The organism is Streptococcus oralis subsp. dentisani, from assembly GCF_007475365.1.
GTDB lineage: Bacteria > Bacillota > Bacilli > Lactobacillales > Streptococcaceae > Streptococcus > Streptococcus mitis_AX.
Genome location: NZ_CP034442.1, coordinates 942,518 through 967,917, shown reverse-complemented (window position 1 = coordinate 967,917; position 25,400 = coordinate 942,518). Strand labels below are relative to the sequence as shown.

At 41.4% G+C, this 25,400-nt stretch carries 16 protein-coding genes; 15 read left to right on the top strand and 1 reads right to left on the bottom strand.

Annotation, left to right across the window (positions count from 1 at the left end; genetic code table 11):
- The first annotated feature begins 85 nt into the window (after positions 1 to 85).
- From EJF26_RS04810 to EJF26_RS04795, 4 genes are all read left to right on the top strand, one after another.
- A complete protein-coding gene (locus EJF26_RS04810) occupies positions 86 to 2,056 on the top strand; it encodes an Ltp family lipoprotein (protein ID WP_260467740.1) in 1,971 nt (656 codons plus the stop codon).
- Between the two features lie 125 nt (positions 2,057 to 2,181).
- Complete coding sequence (locus EJF26_RS04805; protein ID WP_000078548.1) at positions 2,182 to 3,141, top strand: ROK family glucokinase; 960 nt, start codon at positions 2,182 to 2,184, stop codon at positions 3,139 to 3,141.
- A 93-nt stretch (positions 3,142 to 3,234) separates the two neighbouring features.
- Complete coding sequence (locus tag EJF26_RS04800; protein ID WP_001097949.1) at positions 3,235 to 3,669, top strand: hypothetical protein; 435 nt, start codon at positions 3,235 to 3,237, stop codon at positions 3,667 to 3,669.
- Positions 3,670 to 3,720: 51 nt separating this feature from the next.
- Entirely contained in the window at positions 3,721 to 4,560 is an 840-nt protein-coding gene (locus EJF26_RS04795; protein ID WP_000158623.1) for a thymidylate synthase, read from the top strand.
- Positions 4,561 to 4,602: 42 nt separating this feature from the next.
- On the opposite strand, the gene EJF26_RS04790 is transcribed toward EJF26_RS04795, so the two are convergent.
- A complete protein-coding gene (locus EJF26_RS04790; RefSeq protein ID WP_001051782.1) occupies positions 4,603 to 4,773 on the bottom strand; it encodes a DUF3042 family protein in 171 nt (56 codons plus the stop codon).
- A gap of 120 nt (positions 4,774 to 4,893) precedes the next feature.
- Between EJF26_RS04790 and miaA the strand changes: the two genes are divergently transcribed.
- The 11 genes from miaA (at position 4,894) to secA2 (ending at position 25,349) form a co-directional block, all read left to right on the top strand.
- Positions 4,894 to 5,778 carry a tRNA (adenosine(37)-N6)-dimethylallyltransferase MiaA gene (gene miaA, locus EJF26_RS04785; RefSeq protein WP_000850171.1) on the top strand — a complete coding sequence of 295 codons (885 nt, stop codon included), beginning with the start codon at positions 4,894 to 4,896 and terminating at the stop codon, positions 5,776 to 5,778.
- Positions 5,771 to 7,009: a GTPase HflX gene (gene hflX, locus EJF26_RS04780; RefSeq protein WP_000573208.1), complete on the top strand. Its 1,239-nt coding sequence runs from the start codon at positions 5,771 to 5,773 to the stop codon at positions 7,007 to 7,009. Before miaA ends, hflX begins: the two co-directional genes overlap by 8 nt.
- A complete protein-coding gene (locus EJF26_RS04775) occupies positions 7,002 to 7,625 on the top strand; it encodes a hypothetical protein (protein WP_000129707.1) in 624 nt (207 codons plus the stop codon). Before hflX ends, EJF26_RS04775 begins: the two co-directional genes overlap by 8 nt.
- A 14-nt stretch (positions 7,626 to 7,639) precedes the next feature.
- Positions 7,640 to 8,569, top strand: coding sequence for a ribonuclease Z (gene rnz, locus EJF26_RS04770; protein WP_000354320.1), 930 nt, complete (start codon positions 7,640 to 7,642; stop codon positions 8,567 to 8,569).
- 20 nt (positions 8,570 to 8,589) lie between these two features.
- Entirely contained in the window at positions 8,590 to 9,345 is a 756-nt protein-coding gene (locus tag EJF26_RS04765; protein WP_001259182.1) for an SDR family NAD(P)-dependent oxidoreductase, read from the top strand.
- Positions 9,346 to 9,589: 244 nt separating this feature from the next.
- Positions 9,590 to 16,831, top strand: a complete 7,242-nt coding sequence (gene bgaA / locus EJF26_RS04760) for an LPXTG-anchored adhesin/beta-galactosidase BgaA (RefSeq protein ID WP_000410710.1) — start codon at positions 9,590 to 9,592, stop codon at positions 16,829 to 16,831.
- Between the two features lie 678 nt (positions 16,832 to 17,509).
- A complete protein-coding gene (locus EJF26_RS04755; protein ID WP_000680146.1) occupies positions 17,510 to 18,769 on the top strand; it encodes a preprotein translocase subunit SecY in 1,260 nt (419 codons plus the stop codon).
- Between the two features lie 6 nt (positions 18,770 to 18,775).
- Positions 18,776 to 20,374 (top strand): accessory Sec system protein Asp1, encoded by a 1,599-nt coding sequence (asp1, locus tag EJF26_RS04750; RefSeq protein WP_000499200.1) that lies wholly within the window; start codon positions 18,776 to 18,778, stop codon positions 20,372 to 20,374.
- Complete coding sequence (gene asp2, locus EJF26_RS04745) at positions 20,361 to 21,941, top strand: accessory Sec system protein Asp2 (RefSeq protein ID WP_000724330.1); 1,581 nt, start codon at positions 20,361 to 20,363, stop codon at positions 21,939 to 21,941. Before asp1 ends, asp2 begins: the two co-directional genes overlap by 14 nt.
- Positions 21,938 to 22,972 (top strand): accessory Sec system protein Asp3, encoded by a 1,035-nt coding sequence (gene asp3 / locus EJF26_RS04740; RefSeq protein WP_001269549.1) that lies wholly within the window; start codon positions 21,938 to 21,940, stop codon positions 22,970 to 22,972. The genes asp2 and asp3 overlap by 4 nt, the downstream gene beginning before the upstream one ends.
- On the top strand, positions 22,962 to 25,349 hold the full coding sequence (secA2, locus tag EJF26_RS04735) for an accessory Sec system translocase SecA2 (RefSeq protein ID WP_000851050.1): 2,388 nt from the start codon (positions 22,962 to 22,964) through the stop codon (positions 25,347 to 25,349). The genes asp3 and secA2 overlap by 11 nt, the downstream gene beginning before the upstream one ends.
- The last annotated feature ends 51 nt before the right edge of the window (positions 25,350 to 25,400 follow it).

Sequence of the window (25,400 nt, the reverse complement as noted above, 5' to 3'; positions counted from 1 at the left end):
TCTGAATATTTAATATTTGATTTGAAAGCAAAATAAAGTATATGGTATACTATAGGTATAAATCGTTAAAATAATGGAGATTTTTATGAAAAAATCAAAAAAAATTTTAGTAACCAGCTTAGCAACTGCAACACTGGGACTTATTTCATTTGCAGATACAACTGAAGCCTTTCCTTTTTCGGCTCAGCATGTTTCTGCTCAAGAAAAGGATGTATCTAAAAACGGTAAGATTGTAAAAGAGAATACAACTTCGGCGCCAAATCAAGCTGAGAAACCGAAAACACCAGCGCAAAATCCTGCTGAGAAATCGAAAACACCAGCGCAAAATCCTGCTGAGAAATCGAAAACACCAGCGCAAAATCCTGCTGAGAAACCGAAAACACCAGCACAAAATCCTGCTGAGAAAACAAAAACACCAGCACCAAAACTCGCGCCGAAGCCGGCACCAAAACCCGCGCCGAAGCCGGCACCAAAACCCGCGTCGAAGCCAGCACCAAAACCTGCGCCGAAGCCGGCACCAAAACCTACACCGAAACCCGCGCCGAAGCCGGCACCGAAACCCGCACCGAAGCCAGCACCAAAACCCGCGCCGAAGCCAGCACCAAAACCCGCGCCGAAGCCGGCACTAAAACCCGCGCCGAAGCCGGCACCAAAACCTGCGCCGAAGCCGGCACCAAAACCTGCGCCGAAGCCGGCACCAAAACCTGCGCCGAAGCCAGCACCAAAACCTACGCCGAAGCCAGCACCGAAACCCGCTCCAAAGCCAGCACCAAAACCCGCGCCGAAGCCGGCACCAAAACCGGCTGAAAAAGCTAAAGAAACAACTCCTAAACAGGATAAATCACAATCTAAAGTTCAGTCTGGCTGGGTAGGAAATTACTACCTCAAATCAGATGGAAAGAGAGCTAAAAATGAATGGGTAGATGGTGGTCGTTATTATGTTGATTCTGATGGAAAAAAGGTTAAAAGTGACTGGATTTATGATAAAAACCATGGTTCATATTATTATCTAACAGCAGAAGGAAGCTCTGCTCGCAATAAATGGGTAGGAAATTATTACCTCAAATCAGATGGAAAGATGGCCAAGAATGAATGGGTAGATGGTGGCCGTTATTATGTTGAATCAGATGGTAAAATGGCTAGGGATAAATGGGTAGATGGTGGCCGTCACTATGTAGACTACGATGGTGTGCGGCAACCAAAACTAGATGGGAAGCAGTACAATGCTGCTTTAAATAAAGCGAAAAGCTATAATTCGGTTTTACATATGTCAAAAAAAGATCTCTATAACCAATTAACGTGGAATGGTTTTTCAAGTTCAGTAGCGCAGTATGCCATCGATCACTTGAATGCAGATTACAAAGCAAATGCCTTAATTACAGCAAGAGAATACCGAAAGAATAACCATTTATCAAAGACAGAGATTTATGAGTGGCTAACTTCTTCTTATGTTGGAAAATTTACAAAAGAAGAAGCAAACTATGCAATTCAAAAACTTAATCTACCATCAGAAGGCAGCCAAGCTCGCAATAAATGGGTAGGAAATTATTATTTCAAATCAGATGGAAAGATGGCCAAGAATGAATGGGTAGATGGTGGCCGTTACTATGTTGATTCTGAAGGCAAAATGGTAAGGGGCAAATGGGTAGATGGTGGCCGTTATTATGTTGAATCAGATGGTAAAATGGCTAGGGATAAATGGGTAGATGGTGGCCGTCACTATGTAGGATACGATGGTGTGCGGCAACCAAAACTAGATGGGAAGCAGTACAATGCTGCTTTAAATAAAGCGAAAAGCTATAATTCGGTTTTACATATGTCAAAAAAAGATCTCTATAACCAATTAACGTGGAATGGTTTTTCAAGTTCAGCAGCGCAGTATGCCATCGATCACTTGAATGCAGATTACAAAGCAAATGCCTTAATTACAGCAAGAGAATACCGAAAGAATAACCATTTATCAAAGACAGAGATTTATGAGTGGCTAACTTCTTCTTATGTTGGAAAATTTACAAAAGAAGAAGCAAACTATGCAATTCAACATTTAGGTGACTAATTTTTACAAATAGTGAAGCAAATAAGATGTTTTAATTTTGGCTTGTAGCCTGCAAACCTTTGCACAAAAGAGACGTTTTTGTTATACTATATCTGTAAGCATTTTCAATTAAAAAGGAGAAGACGATGAGTCAAAAGATTATTGGGATTGACCTTGGTGGTACATCTATCAAGTTTGCAATTTTAACTCAAGAGGGAGAAATCCAAGAAAAATGGTCTATCAAGACTAATATTTTGGATGAAGGAAGCCATATTGTAGATGATATGATTGAGTCTATTCAACATCGTTTGGACTTGCTTGGATTGTCAGCTACGGATTTCCGAGGGATTGGGATGGGATCACCTGGTGTGGTTGACCGTGAAAAAGGAACTGTTATCGGTGCCTACAACCTAAACTGGAAAACCCTTCAACCAATTAAAGAAAAGATTGAAAAAGCCTTGGGTATTCCATTCTTCATTGATAATGATGCCAACGTAGCTGCTCTTGGTGAGCGCTGGATGGGTGCTGGTGACAACCAACCGGACGTTGTCTTTATGACACTTGGTACCGGTGTTGGTGGTGGTATCGTCGCTGAAGGAAAACTGCTCCACGGTGTTGCTGGTGCGGCAGGAGAGCTTGGTCACATCACTGTTGACTTTGACCAACCAATCGCATGTACCTGTGGTAAAAAAGGCTGTCTTGAGACAGTTGCTTCTGCAACAGGGATTGTCAACTTGACACGTCGTTATGCTGATGAATACGAAGGCGATGCAGCCTTGAAACGCTTGATTGACGATGGTGAAGAAGTAACAGCCAAAACTGTCTTTGACCTTGCAAAAGAAGGAGACGACCTTGCCTTGATCGTTTACCGTAACTTTTCACGTTACTTGGGTATTGCATGTGCTAACATCGGATCAATCCTCAACCCATCAACTATCGTTATCGGTGGTGGGGTGTCAGCAGCTGGAGAATTCCTTCTCCAAGGCGTGCAAAAAGTTTATGATGAAAATACCTTCCCTCAAGTACGCACATCCACTAAATTGGCTCTTGCAACTCTAGGAAATGACGCTGGAGTTATCGGAGCGGCATCACTTGTATTGCAATAAAATAAAATGATTATAGAGCTTGGTGTTTATCAAGCTCTTTTTTAAAAATCGAATAAAACGAAATAGGTTTAAATTTTGGGAAGGAGCCGCTAGATGAATACATCAAAACAACCCATGCTTGAACTAGCATTGTCTATCGCTACGGAAGCTCATAGGGGGCAATTTGATAAGGCAGGGATAGATTATATAGAACATCCAATCTATGTAGCAAGCCAAGTTGATACTGAAGAAGAAAAAGCAGTTGCTTTACTACATGATGTCATTGAGGACAGTCCTTTTACGGCTGAAGAACTATTACTAGCTGGTTTACTAGAAACAGTAGTTACTGCCGTTCAGATTTTGTCAAAGAAAAAGGGGCAAGACTATCAAACATATCTAGAAAATGTGAAATCTAATCCCCTAGCACGCATTGTCAAATTAGCAGATTTGAAGCATAATTCGGATTTATCGAGACTGAGTTCTGTCACTGACAAGGATTTGGAACGATTAGAAAAATATAAAAAGGCCATCGATTATCTGAGTATGTAGAAAAGATTTTTTATGCTATACTAGTTAGGACAATAAATGAGGTGAGAGTAAATGACAAAAGCAGATACGATTTTTAAAGAGAATATTGAACGAATCCTCAAAGACGGTGTCTTTTCCGAGCAGGCACGTCCCAAGTACAAGGATGGGACTGTTGCCAACTCCAAGTACGTAACGGGTGCCTTTGCCGAGTATGACTTGGCTATGGGGGAATTTCCCATCACAACCTTGCGTCCCATTGCAATCAAATCCGCCATCAAGGAAGTACTCTGGATCTACCAAGATCAGTCTAATAGCCTAGAAGTGCTAAATAGCAAGTACAATGTTCACTACTGGAATGACTGGGAAGTGGGAGATACGGGAACCATCGGTGAACGCTATGGGGCGGTCGTTAAGAAACACGATATCATTAATAAGATTCTCAAGCAGTTGGAAGCCAATCCCTGGAACCGTCGCAATATCATCTCACTCTGGGATTACCAAGCATTTGAGGAGACAGACGGCCTCCTTCCATGCGCCTTTCAGACCATGTTTGATGTCCGTCGGGTTGATGGGGAAATCTATCTGGATGCGACCTTGACCCAGCGCTCTAATGATATGCTGGTGGCCCACCATATCAATGCCATGCAGTATGTGGCTCTTCAAATGATGATTGCCAAGCATTTTGGCTGGAAGATTGGGAAGTTTTTCTATTTTATCAACAACCTCCATATCTATGATAATCAGTTTGAACAAGCTCAGGAATTGCTCCGTCGTGAGCCGTCAAACTGCCAACCTCGTTTGGTCTTGAATGTTCCTGATGGGACCAATTTCTTTGATATCAAAGCGGAGGACTTTGAGTTAGTTGACTATAATCCAGTCAAGCCACAACTGAAGTTTGATTTGGCTATTTAAGAAAATAAAAAGAAGTTGAGAAATCTCAACTTCTTTTGTTGCTTAATGTGATACGCGGCGGCGAGCTGCTTTTTTGCGGTTTTCTTCGATGAAAGCTGCTTTTTGCTCTTCTGGCTCAATCACTTTCTTTTTAATTGCGTATACTGCACCTGCAACGGCAGCGACAGTTCCTGCGACACCTGTTACAAGACCTTTAGCGAATCCTTTAGCCATGAGTCTTCCTCCTTTATCTTCCCGATCAGCCAGGCTCCTCAAGTGGTAGCATTTTTCTGACTGACCTTTTTATGATATAATAATAGTAACGAAAAAATGGGAATTTTTCAAGGAAAAAAGATGAAAACAAAAATAATTGTGATTGTTGGACCGACTGCTGTTGGGAAGACAGCTCTTGCTATTGAAGTAGCCAAGCGCTTTGGTGGAGAGGTGGTCAGCGGTGACAGTCAGCAAGTATACAGAGGGTTGGATATTGGAACAGCCAAGGCTAGCCCGGAGGAGCAAGCTGTTGTTCCTCATCATTTGATTGATGTCAGAGAGGTGACCGAGTCTTACTCGGCTTTTGATTTTGTTTCAGAAGCTAAGGCAGCCATAGAGGACATCCAAAGTCGTGGCAAGCTTGCTATTATCGCTGGAGGCACAGGGCTTTATATCCAGAGCTTGCTGGAAGGCTACCACCTAGGTGGAGAAACACCTCATGAGGAGATTTTAGCCTATCGGACTAGTTTGGAGCCTTATTCAGATGAGGAATTAGCCCATCTTGTGGAGCAAGCAGGTCTTGAAATTCCCCAGTTTAACCGTCGTCGTGCCATGCGCGCCTTGGAAATTGCCCATTTTGGTCAGGATTTGGAAAATCAGGAAAGTCCTTATGAACCACTGATTATCTGCTTGGATGATGAACGCAGTCAGCTTTATGAACGTATCAATCGCCGAGTAGATCTGATGTTTGAGGCTGGGCTTTTGGATGAGGCCAAGTGGCTCTTTGACCATTATCCAGATGTGCAGGCAGCTAAAGGCATTGGCTACAAGGAACTCTTTCCTTATTTCCGTGGGGAGCAAACTCTTGAGGAAGCCAGCGAGAGTCTCAAACAGGCGACTCGCCGTTTTGCTAAGCGTCAGCTGACCTGGTTCCGTAATCGCATGCAGGTGACCTTTTATCAGATAGGAGAGCCTGACGTGCAGGACCGCATTTTAAGCCAGATAGAGGAGTTTTTAGATGATTGAAACGGAGAAAAAAGAGGAGCGAGTCCTGCTCGTAGGTGTGGAATTGCAGGGCATGGACAATTTTGACCTCTCTATGGAAGAGTTGGCCAGTCTGGCTAAGACAGCTGGGGCAGTCGTTGTAGATAGCTACAGGCAAAAACGGGAAAAGTATGACTCCAAGACCTTCGTCGGCTCTGGTAAGTTGGAAGAGATTGCGCGGATGGTAGATGCAGAAGAAATTACTACTGTCATCGTCAATAATCGTTTGACTCCACGGCAAAATGTCAATCTAGAAGAAGTTCTGGGAGTTAAGGTTATTGACCGTATGCAGTTGATTCTGGATATCTTTGCCATGCGGGCTCGAAGCCATGAAGGGAAACTCCAAGTCCACCTAGCTCAACTCAAGTATCTCTTGCCTCGCTTGGTTGGTCAGGGGATTATGCTTAGCCGTCAGGCAGGTGGAATTGGTTCCCGTGGTCCAGGTGAAAGCCAGCTGGAACTGAACCGTCGTAGTGTTCGTAATCAAATCACAGATATCGAGCGCCAGCTCAAGGTGGTTGAGAAAAATCGGGCGACAGTCAGAGAAAAACGCTTGGAGTCAAGTACCTTTAAGATTGGTTTGATTGGTTACACCAATGCTGGGAAATCAACCATCATGAACACCTTGACCAGTAAGATCCAGTATGAAGCAGACGAGCTCTTTGCGACTCTGGATGCGACGACAAAGAGTATCCATTTGGGAGGTAATCTTCAGGTTACCTTAACTGATACGGTTGGCTTTATCCAAGATTTGCCAACAGAATTGGTGTCCAGTTTCAAGTCAACCTTGGAAGAAAGCAAGCATGTGGACCTTCTGGTTCATGTCATTGATGCCAGCAATCCTTATCACGAGGAGCATGAAAAAACGGTTCTGTCTATCATGAAAGACTTGGATATGGAGGATATTCCTCGCCTGACTCTTTATAATAAAGCAGATTTGGTGGAGGATTTCACGCCTACTCAAACGCCTTATGCCCTCATTTCTGCCAAGTCTGAGGATAGTCGTGAGAATTTGCAGGCTTTGTTTTTAGAGAAAATCAAGGAGATTTTTGAAGCATTTACTTTGCGCGTGCCTTTTTCAAAATCCTACAAGATTCATGATTTGGAAAGTGTGGCGATTCTTGAAGATCGTGACTATCAAGATGACGGTGAAGTGATTACAGGATTTATTTCCGAGAAAAATAAATGGAGGTTAGAGGAATTTTATGACTGATATTAAAACTTTGGCTCTAAAGTATGGAGGTTATACAAGTCTGGATAAGGTCTATCTGGATCAGCTTCTAGCTGGCAAAACAGAGCAAGAGCAGTTGGCTCTCATCACACCTCCTCCGAGTGTAGTCAATGCCTACTTTGCAGAACTTTATCAGAAAAAGAGCCCTCAGGCTGCGACGGATTATTTTGCAGAACTTAGTCAGGAACTGAACCTCTACAATGCTGAGCCAAGTTTCACCTTTGAAAATAAGCCCTTTATTCGTCTGAACCTATCTGGCAAATCCTTTGGCTTTTGCTATGAGAGGGAGGGACTTTGTCGCATTTTCTCAGAAGCTGAAGAAGCAATCACAGATAACTTGCTTTTTGAGATTGCGCAAATTTTCCCCCATCAACTCGTCTTTGAAGAGTCTGGAAAGATTTACATGAAAGCTGTCGGAGATGAGGAAGTTGTTAGTGTCAAAAATCTCACAGCCTTGACAGATTTGGAAAGTTTGGCTGATGGTCGCAAACGTCTCAAAGGCTACAGTCAAGAGGATTTACTGCAAGAAGCTGTTGCTTTCTCTGGCAGTCGCTATTTCCGATCGGAAAATCGCACAGCTATGTTATATATTGATTAATTAGAAAGTATCGAATGGATATTCAATTTTTAGGAACGGGGGCTGGTCAGCCCTCTAAAGCCCGCAACGTTTCAAGTCTCGCTCTGAAACTCTTGGATGAGATTAACGAAGTTTGGCTCTTTGACTGTGGAGAAGGAACGCAAAATCGCATTCTGGAAACCACGATTCGACCACGTAAGGTCAGCAAAATCTTTATCACTCACCTGCATGGAGATCATATCTTTGGCTTGCCAGGATTCCTTTCTAGCCGTGCCTTTCAGGCCAATGAAGAGCAGACAGATTTGGACATCTACGGACCTCAAGGGATCAAGTCCTTTGTCTTAACCAGTCTACGTGTGTCGGGTTCTCGTCTGCCTTACCGCATTCATTTTCATGAGTTTGACCAAGATTCTCTAGGGAAAATCCTTGAGACCGATAAATTCACGGTGTATGCAGAGGAGCTGGACCACACTATTTTCTGTGTTGGCTATCGTGTCATGCAAAAGGACCTAGAAGGTACCTTGGATGCTGAAAAACTCAAAGCTGCAGGTGTGCCATTTGGACCTCTCTTTGGAAAAATCAAAAATGGTCAGGATGTTGTCCTAGAAGACGGAACTGAAATCAAGGCGACAGACTATATCTCAGCTCCCCGTCCAGGTAAGATTATCACTATTCTTGGTGATACCCGAAAAACCAATGCCAGCGTGCGTCTAGGCATCAATGCTGATATCCTAGTCCATGAGTCAACTTATGGAAAGGGCGATGAGAAAATTGCCCGTAACCATGGTCACTCAACCAATATGCAGGCAGCGCAAGTAGCTGCAGAAGCAGGAGCCAAACGCCTTTTGCTCAATCATATCAGCGCCCGCTTCCTCTCAAAAGATATCAGCCAGCTCAAGAAAGATGCGGCTACTGTTTTTGAAAATGTCCATGTGGTCAAAGACTTGGAAGAAGTGGAAATTTAGAAGATTGAGAAAGGATAAGTATGCGTACTATTCTGATTACCGGAGCAAGCGGTGGACTGGCCCAAGAAATGGTCAAACTCTTGCCAGATGACCAACTCATCTTACTAGGTAGAAACAAGGAAAAACTAGCTCAACTATATGGAAATCATCCCCGTGTAGAATTGATTGAAATCGATATTACTGATGACTCGGTTCTAGAAGATCTGGTAGCTGACCTCTATCTCCGTTATGGTAAAATTGATGTTTTGATTAACAATGCTGGTTACGGGATTTTTGAGGAATTTGACCAGATTTCTGACAAAGACATTCACCAGATGTTTGAGGTCAATACCTTTGCTCTGATGAACTTGTCTCGTCGCATTGGGTTTCGAATGAAGAAAAGGCGAAAGGGGCATATTATCAATATCGTCAGTATGGCAGGTTTGATAGCTACTGGCAAATCCAGTCTCTACTCAGCGACAAAGTTTGCAGCGATTGGATTTTCAAACGCTTTGCGCCTCGAACTCATGCCCTATGGTGTCTATCTAACGACGGTCAATCCAGGACCAATCCGAACAAGATTTTTTGACCAGGCAGACCCAGATGGCAGCTACCTCAAGTCTGTTGACCGCTTTCTCTTAGAACCAGATGCGGTTGCTAAAAAAATCGTCAAGACTATAGGAAAAAATAAACGAGAACTCAATCTCCCAGTTTTGTTGAATTTAGCCCACAAATTTTATAGCCTCTTTCCTAAACTAGCTGATAAGTTGGCAGGGGGAATCTTTAATTATAAGTAAAAGGAGTTCCTTACAAAGGGAACTTTTTATCATGTTTTACTGAGTGTCAAAAATTGTTTATTTTTGTTCTAAATCTACATTCACATTTTCTAAATCTTCTACAAATTTTAGAAAAAACAATCAAAATTATGATTTTTTAGTTTGGAGGATTGAAGTTATCTATATCATTTTATAGAATGAGTATGAAGTCCATTGAAGCGTTATCTGTTATCAAAAATAGAAGCGGTTACTAAAGGAGGATTTTATGGAAAAAGGCCATTGGAATCGTAAAAGAGTCTACAGTATTCGTAAGTTTGCTGTAGGAGCTTGCTCTGTCATGATTGGAACCTGCGCTGTTCTATTTGGAGGAAGTGTCGTTGAAGCATCACCAGTTCTTGCGGATGAAACTCCTATTGCGCACACTGTAGAACAAGCAAAAGAGGAAAGTCCAGCAGTGGAGGAAAAACAGGATCAAGCAGTAGCAGAGAAGAACGTGGCTGCAAGTGTAGAACAAAGCCAAGCTGCTCCCATTGAAGCAAGTAAACCAGAGGTGAAAGAGGATGAAGCTATAACTCAGAAAGAGGAAAAAGCGTCTTCTAAACCTGAAGAAAATGATCCAAAGGTAGAATCACAAGCTTCAAGTCAAGAAAAGCCTGTTAAGGAAGATTTGAAAGCTGCGACAAATGAAGAAGTAAATCAAATGATTGAAGACAGAAAAGTGAATTTTAATCAAAATTGGCACTTCAAACTCAATGCGAACTCTAAAGAAGCTGTGAAACCAGATGCAGATGTATCAACATGGCAAAAATTGGATCTTCCACATGACTGGAGTATCTTCAACGATTTTGACCATCAATCACCTGCCCAAAACGAAGGTGGACAGCTCAATGGTGGTGAAGCTTGGTATCGTAAGACCTTTAAACTTGATGAAAAAGATCTCAAGAAGAATGTTCGCTTGACTTTTGATGGTGTCTACATGGATTCTCAAGTCTATGTCAATGGCCAGTTAGTGGGACATTATCCAAATGGTTATAACCAGTTCTCATATGATATCACCAAATACCTTCACAAAGATGGTCGTGAGAATGTGATTGCTGTCCATGCAGTCAACAAACAACCAAGTAGCCGTTGGTACTCAGGTAGCGGTATTTACCGTGATGTGACCTTGCAAGTGACAGATAAGGTTCATGTTGAGAAAAATGGTACAACCATCTTAACGCCAAAACTTGAACAACAGCAACACGGCAAGGTTGAAACGCATGTGACCAGCAAAATCGTCAATACAGATGATAAAGACCATGAGCTTGTGGCAGAGTATCAAATTGTAGAGCGTGGTGGTCAAGCAGTGACTGGTTTGGTTCGTACAGCAAGTCGCACCTTGAAAGCACATGAATCAACAAGTCTTGATGCTATTTTAGAAGTTGAAAAACCAAAACTCTGGACAGTTTTAAATGACAAACCTGCCTTGTACGAATTGATTACGCGTGTATACCGTGATGGTCAATTAGTGGATGCTAAGAAGGATTTGTTTGGTTACCGTTACTATCATTGGACGCCAAATGAAGGTTTCTCTTTGAATGGTGAACGCATTAAATTCCATGGTGTTTCCTTGCACCATGACCACGGAGCACTTGGAGCAGAAGAAAACTATAAGGCAGAATATCGCCGTCTCAAACAAATGAAGGAGATGGGGGTTAACTCTATTCGTACAACCCACAACCCTGCTAGTGAGCAAACCTTGCAAATCGCAGCAGAACTTGGTTTGCTGGTTCAGGAAGAGGCTTTTGATACATGGTACGGTGGAAAGAAACCTTATGACTATGGTCGTTTCTTTGAAAAAGATGCCACTCACCCAGAAGCTAGGAAAGGTGAAAAATGGTCTGACTATGATCTTCGTACCATGGTCGAAAGAGACAAAAATAACCCAGCTGTCTTCATGTGGTCTATCGGAAATGAAATCGGTGAAGCCAACGGTGATGCACACTCACTTGCAACGGTTAAACGCTTAGTAAAAGTGATTAAAGATGTTGATACTACACGTTACGTTACCATGGGAGCAGATAAGTTCCGCTTTGGAGATGGTAGTGGTGGCCATGAGAAGATTGCCGAAGAACTTGATGCGGTTGGTTTCAACTACTCAGAAGACAACTACAAGAAACTTCGTGCGAAACATCCAAAATGGTTGATTTACGGTTCAGAAACATCTTCAGCAACCCGTACACGTGGCAGCTACTATCGTCCTGAAAGTGAATTGAAACATAGCAACGGACCTGAACGTCATTACGAACAGTCTGACTATGGTAATGACCGAGTTGGCTGGGGTAAAACGGCAACAGATTCATGGACTTTTGACCGTGACAACGCTGGCTATGCTGGACAGTTTATCTGGACAGGTACGGACTATATAGGTGAGCCTACGCCATGGCACAATCAAAACCAAACTCCCGTTAAGAGTTCTTACTTTGGTATCGTAGATACAGCGGGTATTCCAAAACATGACTTCTATCTCTACCAAAGCCAATGGGTTTCTGCTAAGAAGAAACCAATGGTTCACCTCCTTCCTCACTGGAACTGGGAAAATAGAGAATTGGCATCGAAAGTCGAAGATGCAGACGGAAAAATCCCAGTTCGCGCCTATTCAAACGCTGCAAGCGTAGAATTGTTCTTGAACGGTCAATCTCTTGGAGTTAAGACCTTCAACAAGAAACAAACTAGTGATGGCCGTACCTACCAAGAAGGTGCGAATGCTAAGGAACTCTATCTTGAGTGGAAGGTTGCTTATCAACCAGGTACTTTGGAAGCTGTAGCTCGCGATGAAGCTGGAAAAGAAATTGCACGTGACAAGATTACCACTGCAGGTCAACCAGCAGGTGTTCGTCTTATTAAGGAAGAACACGCAATCGCTGCAGATGGAAAAGACTTGACCTACATCTACTACGAAATCGTTGACAGTCAAGGAAATGTAGTGCCAACTGCCAATAATTTGGTTCGTTTCCAATTGCATGGACAAGGTCAACTAGTCGGTGTTGATAATGGGGAACAAGCCAGCCGTGAACGCTATAAGGCGCAGCCAGATGGTTCTTGGATTCGCAGAGCCTTTAACGGTAAAGGGGTTGCCATTGTTAAATCAACTGAACAAGCAGGTAAATTCACACTAACAGCTCATTCAGATCTCTTGAAATCTGGTCAAGTAACAGTCTTTACTGGTAAGAAAGAAGGACAAGAAAAGACAGTTCTAGGAACAGAGGTACCAAAAGTACGTACTGTTATCGAGAAAGAACCAAAAATGCCGAAGACCGTCGCTTTTGTCTATAGTGATGGCAGTCGTGAAAAACGTCCAGTAACATGGTCTTCTGTTGATGTGAGCCGAGCTGGAGTTGTGACAGTTAAAGGCATGGCAGACGGACGTGAAGTAGAGGCTCGTGTTGAGGTTCTAGCAATTGCGAAAGAACTACCAACAGTTAAACGTGTTGCCCCAGGAACAGATTTGAATGCTGTTGATAAATACGTTTCTATCACTGTAACAGATGGAAGCGTTCAAGAATACGAAGTGGATAAGTGGGAGATTGCGGAAGCAGATAAAGCCAAACTTTCAGTTGCAGGATCACGTATTCAAATGACTGGCCAACTAGGAGGCGAAACCGTTCATGCTACCCTTGTGGTAGAAGAAGGCAATCCTGCAGCACCTGTAGTGCCAAATGTAAGTGTTGGTGGTGAAGCCGTTACAGGCCTCACTAGTCAACATCCAATGCAATACCGCACTCTTGCTTACGGTGCATCCTTGCCAGAAGTTGTAGCAAGTGCTGAAAATGCGGATGTTACTGTAGTCCAAGCAAGTGCAGCAAACGGTATGCGTGCAAGCATCTTTGTTCAACCCAAAGATGGTGGTCCGCTTCAAACCTATGCAATTCAATTCCTTGAAGAAGCACCGAAAATTGACCATTTGAGCTTACAAGTGGAGCAAGCTAACGGTCTTAAAGAAGACCAAACAGTGAAATTGTCTGTACTTGCTCACTATCAAGACGGAACACAAGCAGTTTTACCAGCTGATAAAGTGACCTTCTCTACAAGTGGTGAAGGGGAAGTCGCAGTTCGTAAAGGAATGCTTGAGTTACATAAGCCAGGAGCAGTCACTCTCAAAGCAGAATATGAGGGGGCTACAGGTCAAATCGATTTCACGATCCAAGCCAATACTGAGACGAAGGTTGCGCAATCCATTCGTCCAGTAAATGTAGTGACTGACTTGCATCAGGAACCAAGCTTTCCAGCAACAGTAACGGTTGAGTATGACAAAGGTTTCCCTAAAACTCACAAAGTCACATGGCAAGCTATTCCAAAAGAAAAACTAGACCGCTATCAAACCTTTGAAGTGCTAGGTAAAGTTGAAGGAATTGACCTTGAAGCGCGTGCCAAAGTATCTGTTGAAGGTATCGTTTCAGTTGAAGAAGTCAGTGTGACGACTCCAATCGCAGAAGCGCCGCAATTACCAGAAAGTGTTCGTACCTACGATTCAAATGGTCACGTTTCATCAGCTAAGGTTACTTGGGATGCGATTCAATCAGACCAATACGCTAAGGAAGGTGTCTTTACAGTCACTGGTCGCCTAGAAGGTACGCAATTAACTACCAAACTTCATGTTCGTGTGTCTGCTCAAACTGAGCAGGGGGCAAACATTTCTGACCAATGGACCGGCTCAGAATTGCCACTTGCCTTTGCTTCAGACTCAAATCCAAGCGATCCTGTTTCAAACGTCAACGATAAATTGATTTCCTTTAATGACCGACCAGCCAACCGCTGGACCAACTGGAATCGTAGTAATCCAGAAGCTTCAGTCGGTGTTCTATTTGGAGATTCAGGTATCTTAAGCAAACGTTCCGTTGATAATCTAAGTGTCGGATTCCACGAAGACCATGGAGTCGGTGCACCGAAGTCTTATGTGATTGAGTATTATGTCGGTAAGACCGTTCCGACAGCTCCTAAAAACCCTAGCTTTGTAGGCAATGAAGAACATGTCTTTAACGATCCAGCTAACTGGAAACCAGTTACCAATCTAAAAGCCCCAGCTCAACTCAAGGCTGGAGAAATGAATCACTTTAGCTTTGATAAAGTTGAGACTTATGCTGTGCGCATTCGCATGGTTAAAGCAGATAATAAGCGTGGAACTTCTATCACAGAAGTACAAATCTTTGCAAAACAAGTTGCGGCAGCCAAACAAGGACAAACAAGAATCCAAGTTGACGGCAAAGATTTAGCAAACTTCAACCCTGATTTGACAGACTACTACCTTGAGTCTGTAGATGGAAAAGTTCCTACAGTAACAGCAAGTGTTAGCAGCAATGGTCTTGCTACCGTTGTTCCAAGTGTTCGTGAAGGTGAGCCAGTTCGTGTCGTCGCGAAAGCTGAAAATGGTGACATCCTAGGAGAATACCGTCTACACTTTACAGGCAATAAAGACTTACTCTCTCGTAAACCAGTTGCTGCGGTCAAACAAGCTCGCTTATTGCAACTAGGTCAACCACTTGAATTGCCAACTAAGGTTCCTGTTTACTTCACAGGTAAAGACGGCTATGAGACAAAAGACTTGACAGTGGAATGGGAAAAAGTTCCAGCAGAAAATCTGACAAAAGCAGGTCAATTTACCGTTCGAGGCCATGTCCTTGGTAGTGACCTCGTTGCTGAGTTCACTGTACGAGTGACGGACAAACTTGGTGAGGCTCTCTCAAACAACACTAACTATGATGAAAACAGTAACCAAGCCTTTGCTTCTGCAACTAATGATATTGATCCAAGTTCACATGACCGTGTAGACTATATCAATGATGGAGACCACAATGAAAATCGCCGTTGGACAAACTGGTCTCCAACACCATCTTCTAATCCAGAAGTATCAACAGGTGTTATTTTCCGTGAAAATGGTAAGATTGTAGAACGGACTGTTGCGCAAGCCAAACTTCACTTCTTTGCAGATAGTGGAACGGATGCGCCATCTAAACTCGTTTTGGAACGCTATATTGGTCCAGACTTTGAAGTGCCTACCTACTATTCAAACTACCAAGCCTATGATGCAGCCCATCCATTCAACAATCCAGATAACTGGGAAGCTGTTCCTTATCGTGCGGATAAAGATATTGAAGCTGGTGATGAAATTAACGTAACATTTAAAGCTGTGAAAGCCAAAGCCATGAGATGGCGTATGGAGCGTAAAGCAGACAAGAGCGGTGTTGCGATGATTGAGATGACCTTCCTTGCGCCAAGCGAATTGCCTCAAGAAAGCACTGCATCGAAGATTCTTGTAGATGGAAAAGAACTTCCTGACTTCGCTGAAGATCGTCAAGACTACCAAATTACCTATAAAGGTCAACGTCCAAAAGTGACCGTTCAAGAACGCAATCAAGTAGCTTCAACAGTTGTAGATAGTGGCGATAATAGTCTTCCAGTACTTGTTCGTCTCGTTTCAGAAAGTGGAAAACAAGTCAAGGAATACCGTATCCAGTTAACCAAGGAAAAACCAGTTTCTGAGAAAACAGCCCCTGCTATTCAAGAAGAGAATCCAAGTCTTGAGGTTGTCGAAAAGGAACTTGCCTTCCAGACTGTTGAAAAAGAAGATCCAAGTCTATATGTAGGTGAAAGTCGTGTAGAACAAGAAGGACAAGTTGGTAAGGAACGCATTCTTACATCTGTTAGTCCAGACGGAACTCGTGAAGAGAAACTCCGTGAAGTGATCCAGGCTCCTGTTAACCGGGTTCTTCTCGTTGGAACTAAGCGAGGTACAGCCCAACCACTTGATGGAGCTGCAGGTTTGGTTCATGAAAAACCAGAGCTTCTGGTTGAAGAAGAGGCAATTGATTTCAAAGTTCAAGAACGTAAGACTGACAAACTTTATGTGGGTGAAAGTCGTGTTCTTCAAGAAGGTCAAAAAGGTGTTCGTGTTCACCTAGTAGAAGTCGAAAACGGTAAGCGTACATTGAAAGAAACTTTTGATAAGATAGTTGCGCAAGATCGTATCGTGGAAGTAGGAACTAAACGTGGTACGGCTCAACCGCTTGATGGTGTCAAAGATTTGATTCATCACAAGCCAGAGCTCCTAGTGGAAGAAGAGGAAGTTGATTTCCAAGTTCAAGAACGTAAGAACGATAAACTTCCAGTAGGGAAAACTCGTGTGATCCAAGAAGGTCAAAAAGGTGTTCGTGTCCACCTAGTAGAAGTCGAAAATGGTAAGCGTACATCGAAAGAAACCTTTGATAAGGTAGCATCGCAAGATCGCATTGTGGAAGTGGGAACTGCTGTAGCACAAGAAGAACTAAACCCACAAGTTCCTGTCAATCCAGATGCGCACCAACTGGCTCAAACAGGAGCACAATCTCAAGAAGAAAAAGTGACACAAACTGAAAAAGGTCACCTTCCAAATACAGGAAGTGAGTCTCAGGTGTCAGCTTTAGCAGCAGGATTGGCTATCTTGGGCTTAGGTGCAGGCCTTGCAGCTACTACTCGCAAAAAAGAAGATTAAGTTTAGTTACAAGCTAAACTGAACAGGAAAAGGCCAGAGTGACGCTCTGGTCTTTTTCGTCTGAGTTGTAATAGTAAATAAATGTTTAGAATAGTCAATCCTATTCCAAATGGATTTTGTTCAAAATTCATAAAGTGCTCTTCACACTTATAAAAAGAGAGGTCGTGTTTGAAAATAACTGATAAATATGCTACAATAGTAGGCACTGGTAATTTTTATAAATGATTTTTTAATGAGAAAAATCGGATAAAATCCATTCAACTTTCGAAGAATCATGATCAGATGAGAAAGCGTAAAATTCCTTACCTTTCAGAGATTTGGTATGGGAATGGTTTTTTTAGATGCTAATCATGGTGACAGAGTTGATATACTTATAAAAATTTTAAGGATTAAGTAGATCCGTTTATGCATTTGATAATGTTCAAATAGAAAAAATGGAAGAACAGGTGTTCTCACATGAAAATATTCAAGGATAGAAGAGAAGCTCCAAGTAGATTTACACTCATGAGGTGCTCCTGTATTTCATAGGTGAAATATCATGGTAAGCCAGTTAATCCTATCTTGATTATCAGTGGGATGAGCCTGTTTTCTTGGGTTGTCTTGCTGTTACGATGGTGCATGAACATTGCTAGAAAATGATCGCAAGACTTGCTAAATATAAAGAATAAAGGATGACAGATGAAACATTTCGGTCTTAAGAAACAGAAACGAACAAGTATTTTTTTCCGAAGAGCAATTTTTACAATTTTGATCATTGCGATCTATTTACTTGGTCGCCATATTTTACTTCCAGGATACAATGGCAATACAGGTTTTTCACAAATAACTGAGCAAAATCCCTTGGCCTATTTGTATTCCTTGGCAGGAGTAGATGTCTCTCAGATTTCCATGTTTTCTCTGGGATTAGGTCCATGGATTACGACGATGATTGTCTGGCAGGTCATCAACTTGAATAAAAGTTGGAATATCCAGTCCTGGTCATTGAAAAAAGCGGATTTTGTGCAAAAGATTCTCACTTTGATTTTTTCCGTGTTACAAGGGATAGCTGTTATGTACACGGCTCGTTCGGAAAATGGACGCTTTTTGCTTCTTGTAGATGATTGGATTTATAATATGGCTGTACTAGCAACTGTTGTAGCAGGAAGCTTTGTTATTATCTGGTTGGCTGGTTTGAATGTTAGCAAGGGAGTAGGCGGGCAGACAATTATTATTATTTCAGGAATTCTGCTACAATTTGCTAACCAATTAGTGGTATTGATAGGACAATCTGTTTTTTCTAAAGAAGGATTAGCCTTTCTAGTAGGTGCGGCAATTTCATTTTTGCTCTTGGGCTATATTGCCGTGGTCTGCGAGAGAGCTGAAATTCGTTTGCCTCTAAATCGAGTTATGTTAAGTAGTCGTTACTACGGCAAATCTTACCTCCCTATCAAATTTCTTCCCTCTGGGGGAATGCCTATTATGTATGCCTCGAGTGTTATTATGTTGCTTCAGTTGGTATTAGACTGGTTTGGACATGGTTTTACAAAAAATTTTGGTAGTTTATTTGACTTTACAAAACCCCTAAGTTTAGCCTTTTACCTGCTTGCTATCTATCTTCTTGCAATTTTATTTGCCTATATCAACTTAGAACCAGAAGAAACAGCGAAACGTTTACAACGTCAAGGAGAATACCTAGATTATATCCAGCCTGGGAAAGCAACTTTAAAAGTTTTGAAACATTACATTTCCTTACAATCTAACGTAGGAGCACTCTACCTGATCGTTTTTATTGGTTTACCCTATTTCATTAATTTCTTCCTACCTCTTCCAAATTTGCTTTTGACTATACCAAGTACATTGATCATTTTAGTCAGTATGCTCTTGCCTTTGCATGAAGAAATACGTATCTTGAGAATTGGGACTTACTACCACAAAGAATTAGAATTTAAAGGAGAATAGAGGGATATGTTTTACTTTGTACCATCTTGGTATAGACAAGATCGGAAATGGTATTCTACCACCCTGCCTTTCTATTACGTGTCTAAAAATATGATGTTTGATGATGCGGTGAATTTGCTGCGAATGTTTCAGCAATCAGGAGAGGAAAATACCACTCTGATTTTGAACTATTCACCACATATTCGAACCTTTCTTTATCAGCAAAGAATATTGCCAGAAACTGTATGGAATCTATTTGATACCATACAAGGTCTGACGGATGTATCTGTACGTAAAATTCGTCTGGAAGATATTAAATGGCCTCAAGGAGTAGAATTCTTCTATACTCCTTTTATGATTGAGGTATATTTAAATCAAGAACACTATGCTAAAATTAACTTTTCACAAACAGGTAATTTCTTTGATATTACTTATTTTGAGGGTGGGCAGACAAATCATCAGCTAATTTTTGATGATCGTGGATTTGTTTCAAGTATCATCTATTTTGAAAATGATCAACCTTACTACCAAGATTATTTAAATTTACAAGGCACATGGCAGTTTAGGGAATTTTTGGGTACAGAAAATCATCAAGTGCTTATCAACCCTGAGGCGCAGGCTACATTTGCAAAAGAAGTTTACCGAGATATCGAAGAATTGATCAATGAAAAACTAGATCAGTATCTAACTTCTGCGCTAACCAAGGATGATACGATTGTGATTTCGTCAGATGTGCAGCACAATCACTTTTTCCAAAAGATTAAGGAAAACCATCATGTTATCTTGTCTTTTTTTGGAGATCGCTATCCAATTACAAACCAGGAGCAGCTGCTAACGGATTTGACAGACACGCCGTTCTTCGTTGTTGATAGTTTAAATAAAATTGAAACGATAGCCGCTAATGTTGATCTAGAACAGTTGCCGGGATTTTATGAGATTCCGCCTTATGACACTCATCTAAACCTAGGGCATAGTCAAAGAAAAAAAGAGTTGATTGTTTACGTCAATTACGACAATCTACCAGCGGATCAAATTCAATATGTGTTTACGACTTTGTTTGAAATGATGTTGAAAAATGAATGGATTGACTTGCTGGTTGGAACACAAAGTCAGGATTTTGGTCGAGAGGCCTATATAAAACAGGTACTAGAAAGCTATCGATCTCTTAAGCCAGAATATGAACAAGAATTGATTTTTGTTGATAAAGAGAAGAGAGCGAGAGGTGAGAACCGAGTTCTTGATGATGAAGAGGAGATTGTTCGCGAACGGATTGATATTGAGACCATTCATAGCGATAGCGATTTGATTAAAGTTCTGAAGTACGTTCGTATTATACTAGATTTGGGAACTCCAGCTGATGTGTTGACTCAAATCGCTGGCATTAGTGGAGGGATCCCTCAGGTTAACTTGTATAGTTCTTCTTATGTGAAGCATGGAGAAAATGGTTGGATTCTAGATGATATTTCAGATTTTGAAGAGGCACTCTTATACTACCTCACAAACTTAGAACATTGGAATCAATCTCTAGTTCACTCAGTCAAGAAGATTGAACAGTATACAAGGGGTGAGATTGTCGATATGTGGAAAAATACCATAAAGGAATTAAAAGGAAATGAAAAAAATTAGTGTTTTGCAAATTGCTGATGAAAATTGGCAGGAGCAATATGAAATTCCTAGTAATATAAAATGGACATTTGTCAAACCAGAAGACATCGTCTCTTTATTGCCAGAAGATATCGGGATCTTAAATAGAGAAGTTGAGGCGGAAAACGGGAAAAAAAAGAAGAAAAAAGTAGACAGACCGTTTGATGTCGTGTTGGTAGATACTGCTGAATATTTAGAGTATGTCACTATCTTGGATCAGAAAATTCAGGTTTACCGTCTGTTCTATCATGAGCGTTGTCAAATCACTACAAAAACGCTGGAACGATTTCTTTTGCGTAAAAAAGCTGTGAAAACAAATTTTGAAAATCCAGAGCAGATGCTACATATATTTTCACGTGGTTTTTTCTCCAAGCAAAATGGAACGAAACTAAGTGTTAATCATCTAGTCGCTGCACCATCTTTTGAGGGGCAAGTCAGTTATGAAGGGACAAATTACCTTCGTTTGTGTGGCCGATACGGCGAGGATTATCAGACTATTGCGACCTATCAACATAATGTTTTTCTGAGTGGGGAAATGCCTTTAGATCTGTGGCCTGAGTTCAGGGTTTCAGAAGGTTGTTCAATCCGCTACGTTGTTAAAGGTTTTCCAGCTGGAAATTCTCCCATGCAAGAATGGATTTATGATGAAACGAGCTTTGACCGATCTCTGACGTTAGATGTAAATGATTCGTATTATTTGAGTATCAGCATTCAAGCAAAAGGACAAGGAATTGTAAAACTTGGTCCCTGCCACTATCGAGACTCCCATCTAGGCTATGGAGACTTGTTAGTCGGAGGAAAACGAATTAGCGATAAAAATAGAGAAGAACTGATTTATTTCTTCCATCCAGGAGATTTGAAACCACCGTTGAACATCTATTTTTCAGGGTACCGTCCCGCAGAGGGATTCGAGGGATACTGGATGATGAATAATTTGGAATCGCCATTCTTACTAGTAGGGGATCCGCGTTCAGAGGGGGGCGCTTTCTATCTTGGATCGGAGGAGCTGGAACAAAAACTTCTCCAAGTGGTTCATAACTGCTTAGATGAACTTGGTTTTACGAAGGAACAACTGACCTTGTCAGGTTTATCAATGGGGACTTTTGGCGCCCTTTACTATAGTTCTAAGTTGGAACCTCATGCCGTCATTGTCGGAAAACCTCTTGTCAACTTAGGAGATATGGCAGAAAATGAGTCAACTATTCGTCCGGGAGGATTTCCAACGTCACTGGATTTGGTGTACCGCACAATAGGAGAATTATCAAGTGAAGCTACAGCTCAGCTTAACGAACGTTTCTGGACGGCTTTTGAGTCAGCTGATTTCTCAAGAACAAAATTCATTATCTCCTTTATGTATCAAGATGACTATGATATGTCGGCCTATCCCGATATGCTGGATGAGTTAGGACAGCGAGATTACCGCGTCAGCGTTATCAGTAAGGGGTTGACTGGACGACACAACGATGATACACAAGGTATTGTTGAATGGTTCTTTAATCAATATAAAACGCTATTAATGAATAGTTTTGAAAGGGAGTTTAAATCGTGAGATACAAGGAAGAAGTCTATTTTGCTTATTGGGATATCCAAAGCGTATCTCAGTATCTATACGGTTCATCTGTCAGACTGTTAGACGGTGGTCATGTTTTGTATGAAAACCAGTTCATGCCTTCGGGGACAGTTATTCATGAATGGCACTCACGGGCAAACTATCAGGCTTTACGCAATACGAGTCAGCTTCCTGAATTGAAACGTGGGCAAAACTATATCTTTGGCAGTCATATAGAAACCATCCCAGAAAATTCAACATACTTAAAAGTTGAATTTATGGATGCTCGAGATGAAGAAATTTCGAATCAAATCATTAAACAGGGAGAGAGAGTGAGCATATGCGTTCCAGATAGTACACAATATTACAAGGTGCAGTTAGTCAGCTCGGGTTGTCATCGCTTCCTGTTTGAAGGGATTTATGTTGCTGAGGAGCAGTTAGCGGATTATACAGTGGATCGCTACTGGATATCTGATTTACTTCATCAGGATTCCGAGAAAGAAACGATGTATGTTTGCTTTACTGAACCCGAACTCAATCGAACAGGTTTTATCCCAGAACATGTTCGTGAACATTTCTCAAATGTATTGATTGTTAATTCGTCTTATAGGGAAGCACTCCTATACATGGAGGAACGTTTTTACGAAACCTTGCTTGAAACGATTGAAGAATTAGCGCAAGAGCATCTTTTTGAAAAAGTGGCTTTTGTTGGTTACGGAGCGATTTCTAATATTGCGGCCCTGCATTATTCCAAACAATTTGGAAATTCATACGCTCTTGTGACGGATGAGTTTTTAAGTGAACTAGATTATCAACGCTTGCTGGAACGTTATCGTAATCGAGTAAATCCGCCTATTTTTAAAGAATTATTGCTGCAGCAATTTAATCCGACAAAAGTTAAGGAATATGCGAACTTGAAGACTAGACCACGTGAACTAGCAAACATTGAAAATTTATTAGATAAGTCATTTTTACTTCAAGCGATTGACTTGGAGAAGATTGAAGAGTGGATGAGAAAAAATGAAAACTAAACGATTCAATTTGACCAACTCCTATAAACTAATGCGTTACAAAAAGATTTTGGAGAAGGTTAATAAACTATCTGATAGTTATGCAGCTATGTCAAATGAGAAACTGCAAGCTCAGACAAAATGGTTTAAAGAACGCCTTTCTGGAGGAGAAAGCTTGCAGTCCATTTTGCCAGAAGCGTATGCAACCATTCGTGAGGCGGCCAAGCGTGTATTAGGATTATATCCTTATGATGTTCAGGTTTTAGGAGCCTTGGTTATGCAAGACAATCAGATTGCAGAAATGAGAACAGGGGAAGGAAAAACCTTGACAGCTATCCTTCCTTTATACCTAAATGCCTTGACGGAAAAAAGTACGATCTTAGTCACGGCCAATGAATATTTGGCAGCGCGTGATGCTAAACAAATGGCACCCGTTTTTCGATTTTTAGGAATGACAGTTGGGGTTGGTGTCTCGGACGATCCGACAAAAAAACTTAAAATTCCTCAAAAACAACAAATCTATAAGAATGATATTGTCTACACAACACATAGTGCGTTAGGGTTTGATTACCTAGAAGAAAACTTGGCGACATCTCAATCAAAGAAGTTTTTGCCAAAATTTTATTTTTGTTTGGTCGATGAAGTAGATGCAGCCTTGCTAGATAGTGCGCAGATGCCTCTAATCATTTCAGGTTCTCCTCGGGTTCAATCCAACCTCTTTCTCTCGTGTGATGAGTTTGTAAAAACTCTAAAAGAAGGGGAAGATTTTAATTTAGACTCTACTCGGACGTCTGTATGGTTGACGAGAAAAGGAGTAAAGGAAGCAGAGGTTTATTTCCGCGTTCAGAATGCCTATGATCCAGATAATTACCAGCTCATTCGCCAAATTAACCTAGCTTTGAGAGCTAACCACTTATTTGAAAAAGATCGTCAGTACACAGTGGATAATGGCGAAGTTAAACTAATGGATGAGGCGACAGGACGTCTCTTGGAAGGAAATAAACTCCAATCAGGACTACACCAAGCACTAGAAGCCAGAGAACGTGTGAAAATCACATTGGAAACACGTTCGATGGCCTCTATTACCTATCAAAATTTATTTAGAATGTTTCCAAAATTAGCAGGAATGACGGGTACTGGTAAGGTTTGTGAGGATGAGTTCAGAGACGTTTACGACTTGGGAGTCGTAGTTGTTCCTACACGAAAACCCAATTTACGAATTGATTATCCAGATGAAATCTATCTCACGATTCCTCAAAAATTATATGCTTCATTGGAGTATATCAAAAAATTACATAAAAAAGGTCAGCCAGTTTTAATTGCGACAGGATCAGTTGGAATGTCTGAGATTTATTCTATGCTCTTACTCCAAGAGGGAATCGCCCATAATGTGTTGAACGCCCATAATGCAGCGAAAGAGGCTGAGATGATCGCCCTGGCTGGTAGACGTTCTGCAGTGACGGTAGCAACATCAATGGCAGGTCGTGGAACAGATATTATCTTGGAAGAAGGGGTTGCTGAGTTGGGTGGACTTGCTGTTGTTGGAACAGAGAGAATGTCCAGTGAGCGAGTGGATTTGCAGCTTCGCGGTCGTGCCGGACGACAAGGCGCTCCAGGGTTGAGCAAATTCTTTATTTCTCTTGAGGATGATCTTATTTCCAAGTCTGGTAGCAAATGGATTAGTGAGTACTATCACAAAGAAATTGCAAAACCAGAGGAAAAACAAAAGATTCATTTGACCTCTCGTCGTATTAGACATGCGGTTGAAGAGGCTCAGAAGAATAGTGATAACGCGTCAGCGGCTTCCAGACGTTCAACGGAACGATATGATGAAAGTATCCGTATTCAGCGACAGATTATCTACAATAAGCGTAATAAGCTCATCTCTCATCCAGACTTTGATTTGACTTATTTCTTGTCTATCCTATCGGATGCAGTGGATATTTATACAAGTAAAACACCGTTTAAAGAGCGGGCGGATTTATTTCGCTTTGTTTTGGATAACATTAGTTATTACTGCGAGGATATTCCAGATGATCTAGATGTCACGGATTTACGGCAAGTTAAAAAGTTTTTATCTGACCTCCTTGTTTCAGAATACCAGCAGAAAAAAGATAAAATCAAGGATTCAGAGTTGTTCAATCAATTTCAACGAACTGTCGTTTTGAGAGCGATAGATGACTGTTGGGTTGAGCAAGTTGACTATTTACAGCAATTTCAAGGTTTGGTGTCTAGTCAAGGGTATGCCCAAAAAAATCCTGTCTTTGAGTTTCATAAAGAAGCTTTTAAATCATACAAAAGAATGAATGCAGATATAAATCTAAACATTATAAAAAACATGGCATTGAGTTACATTAATATTAAGCCTTCTGGGAAGTTAGAAGTTTTCTTTGGCTAATACTTTGACAGATTCTGTTGTAGACTTTATAATGATGATATAACTGTATTT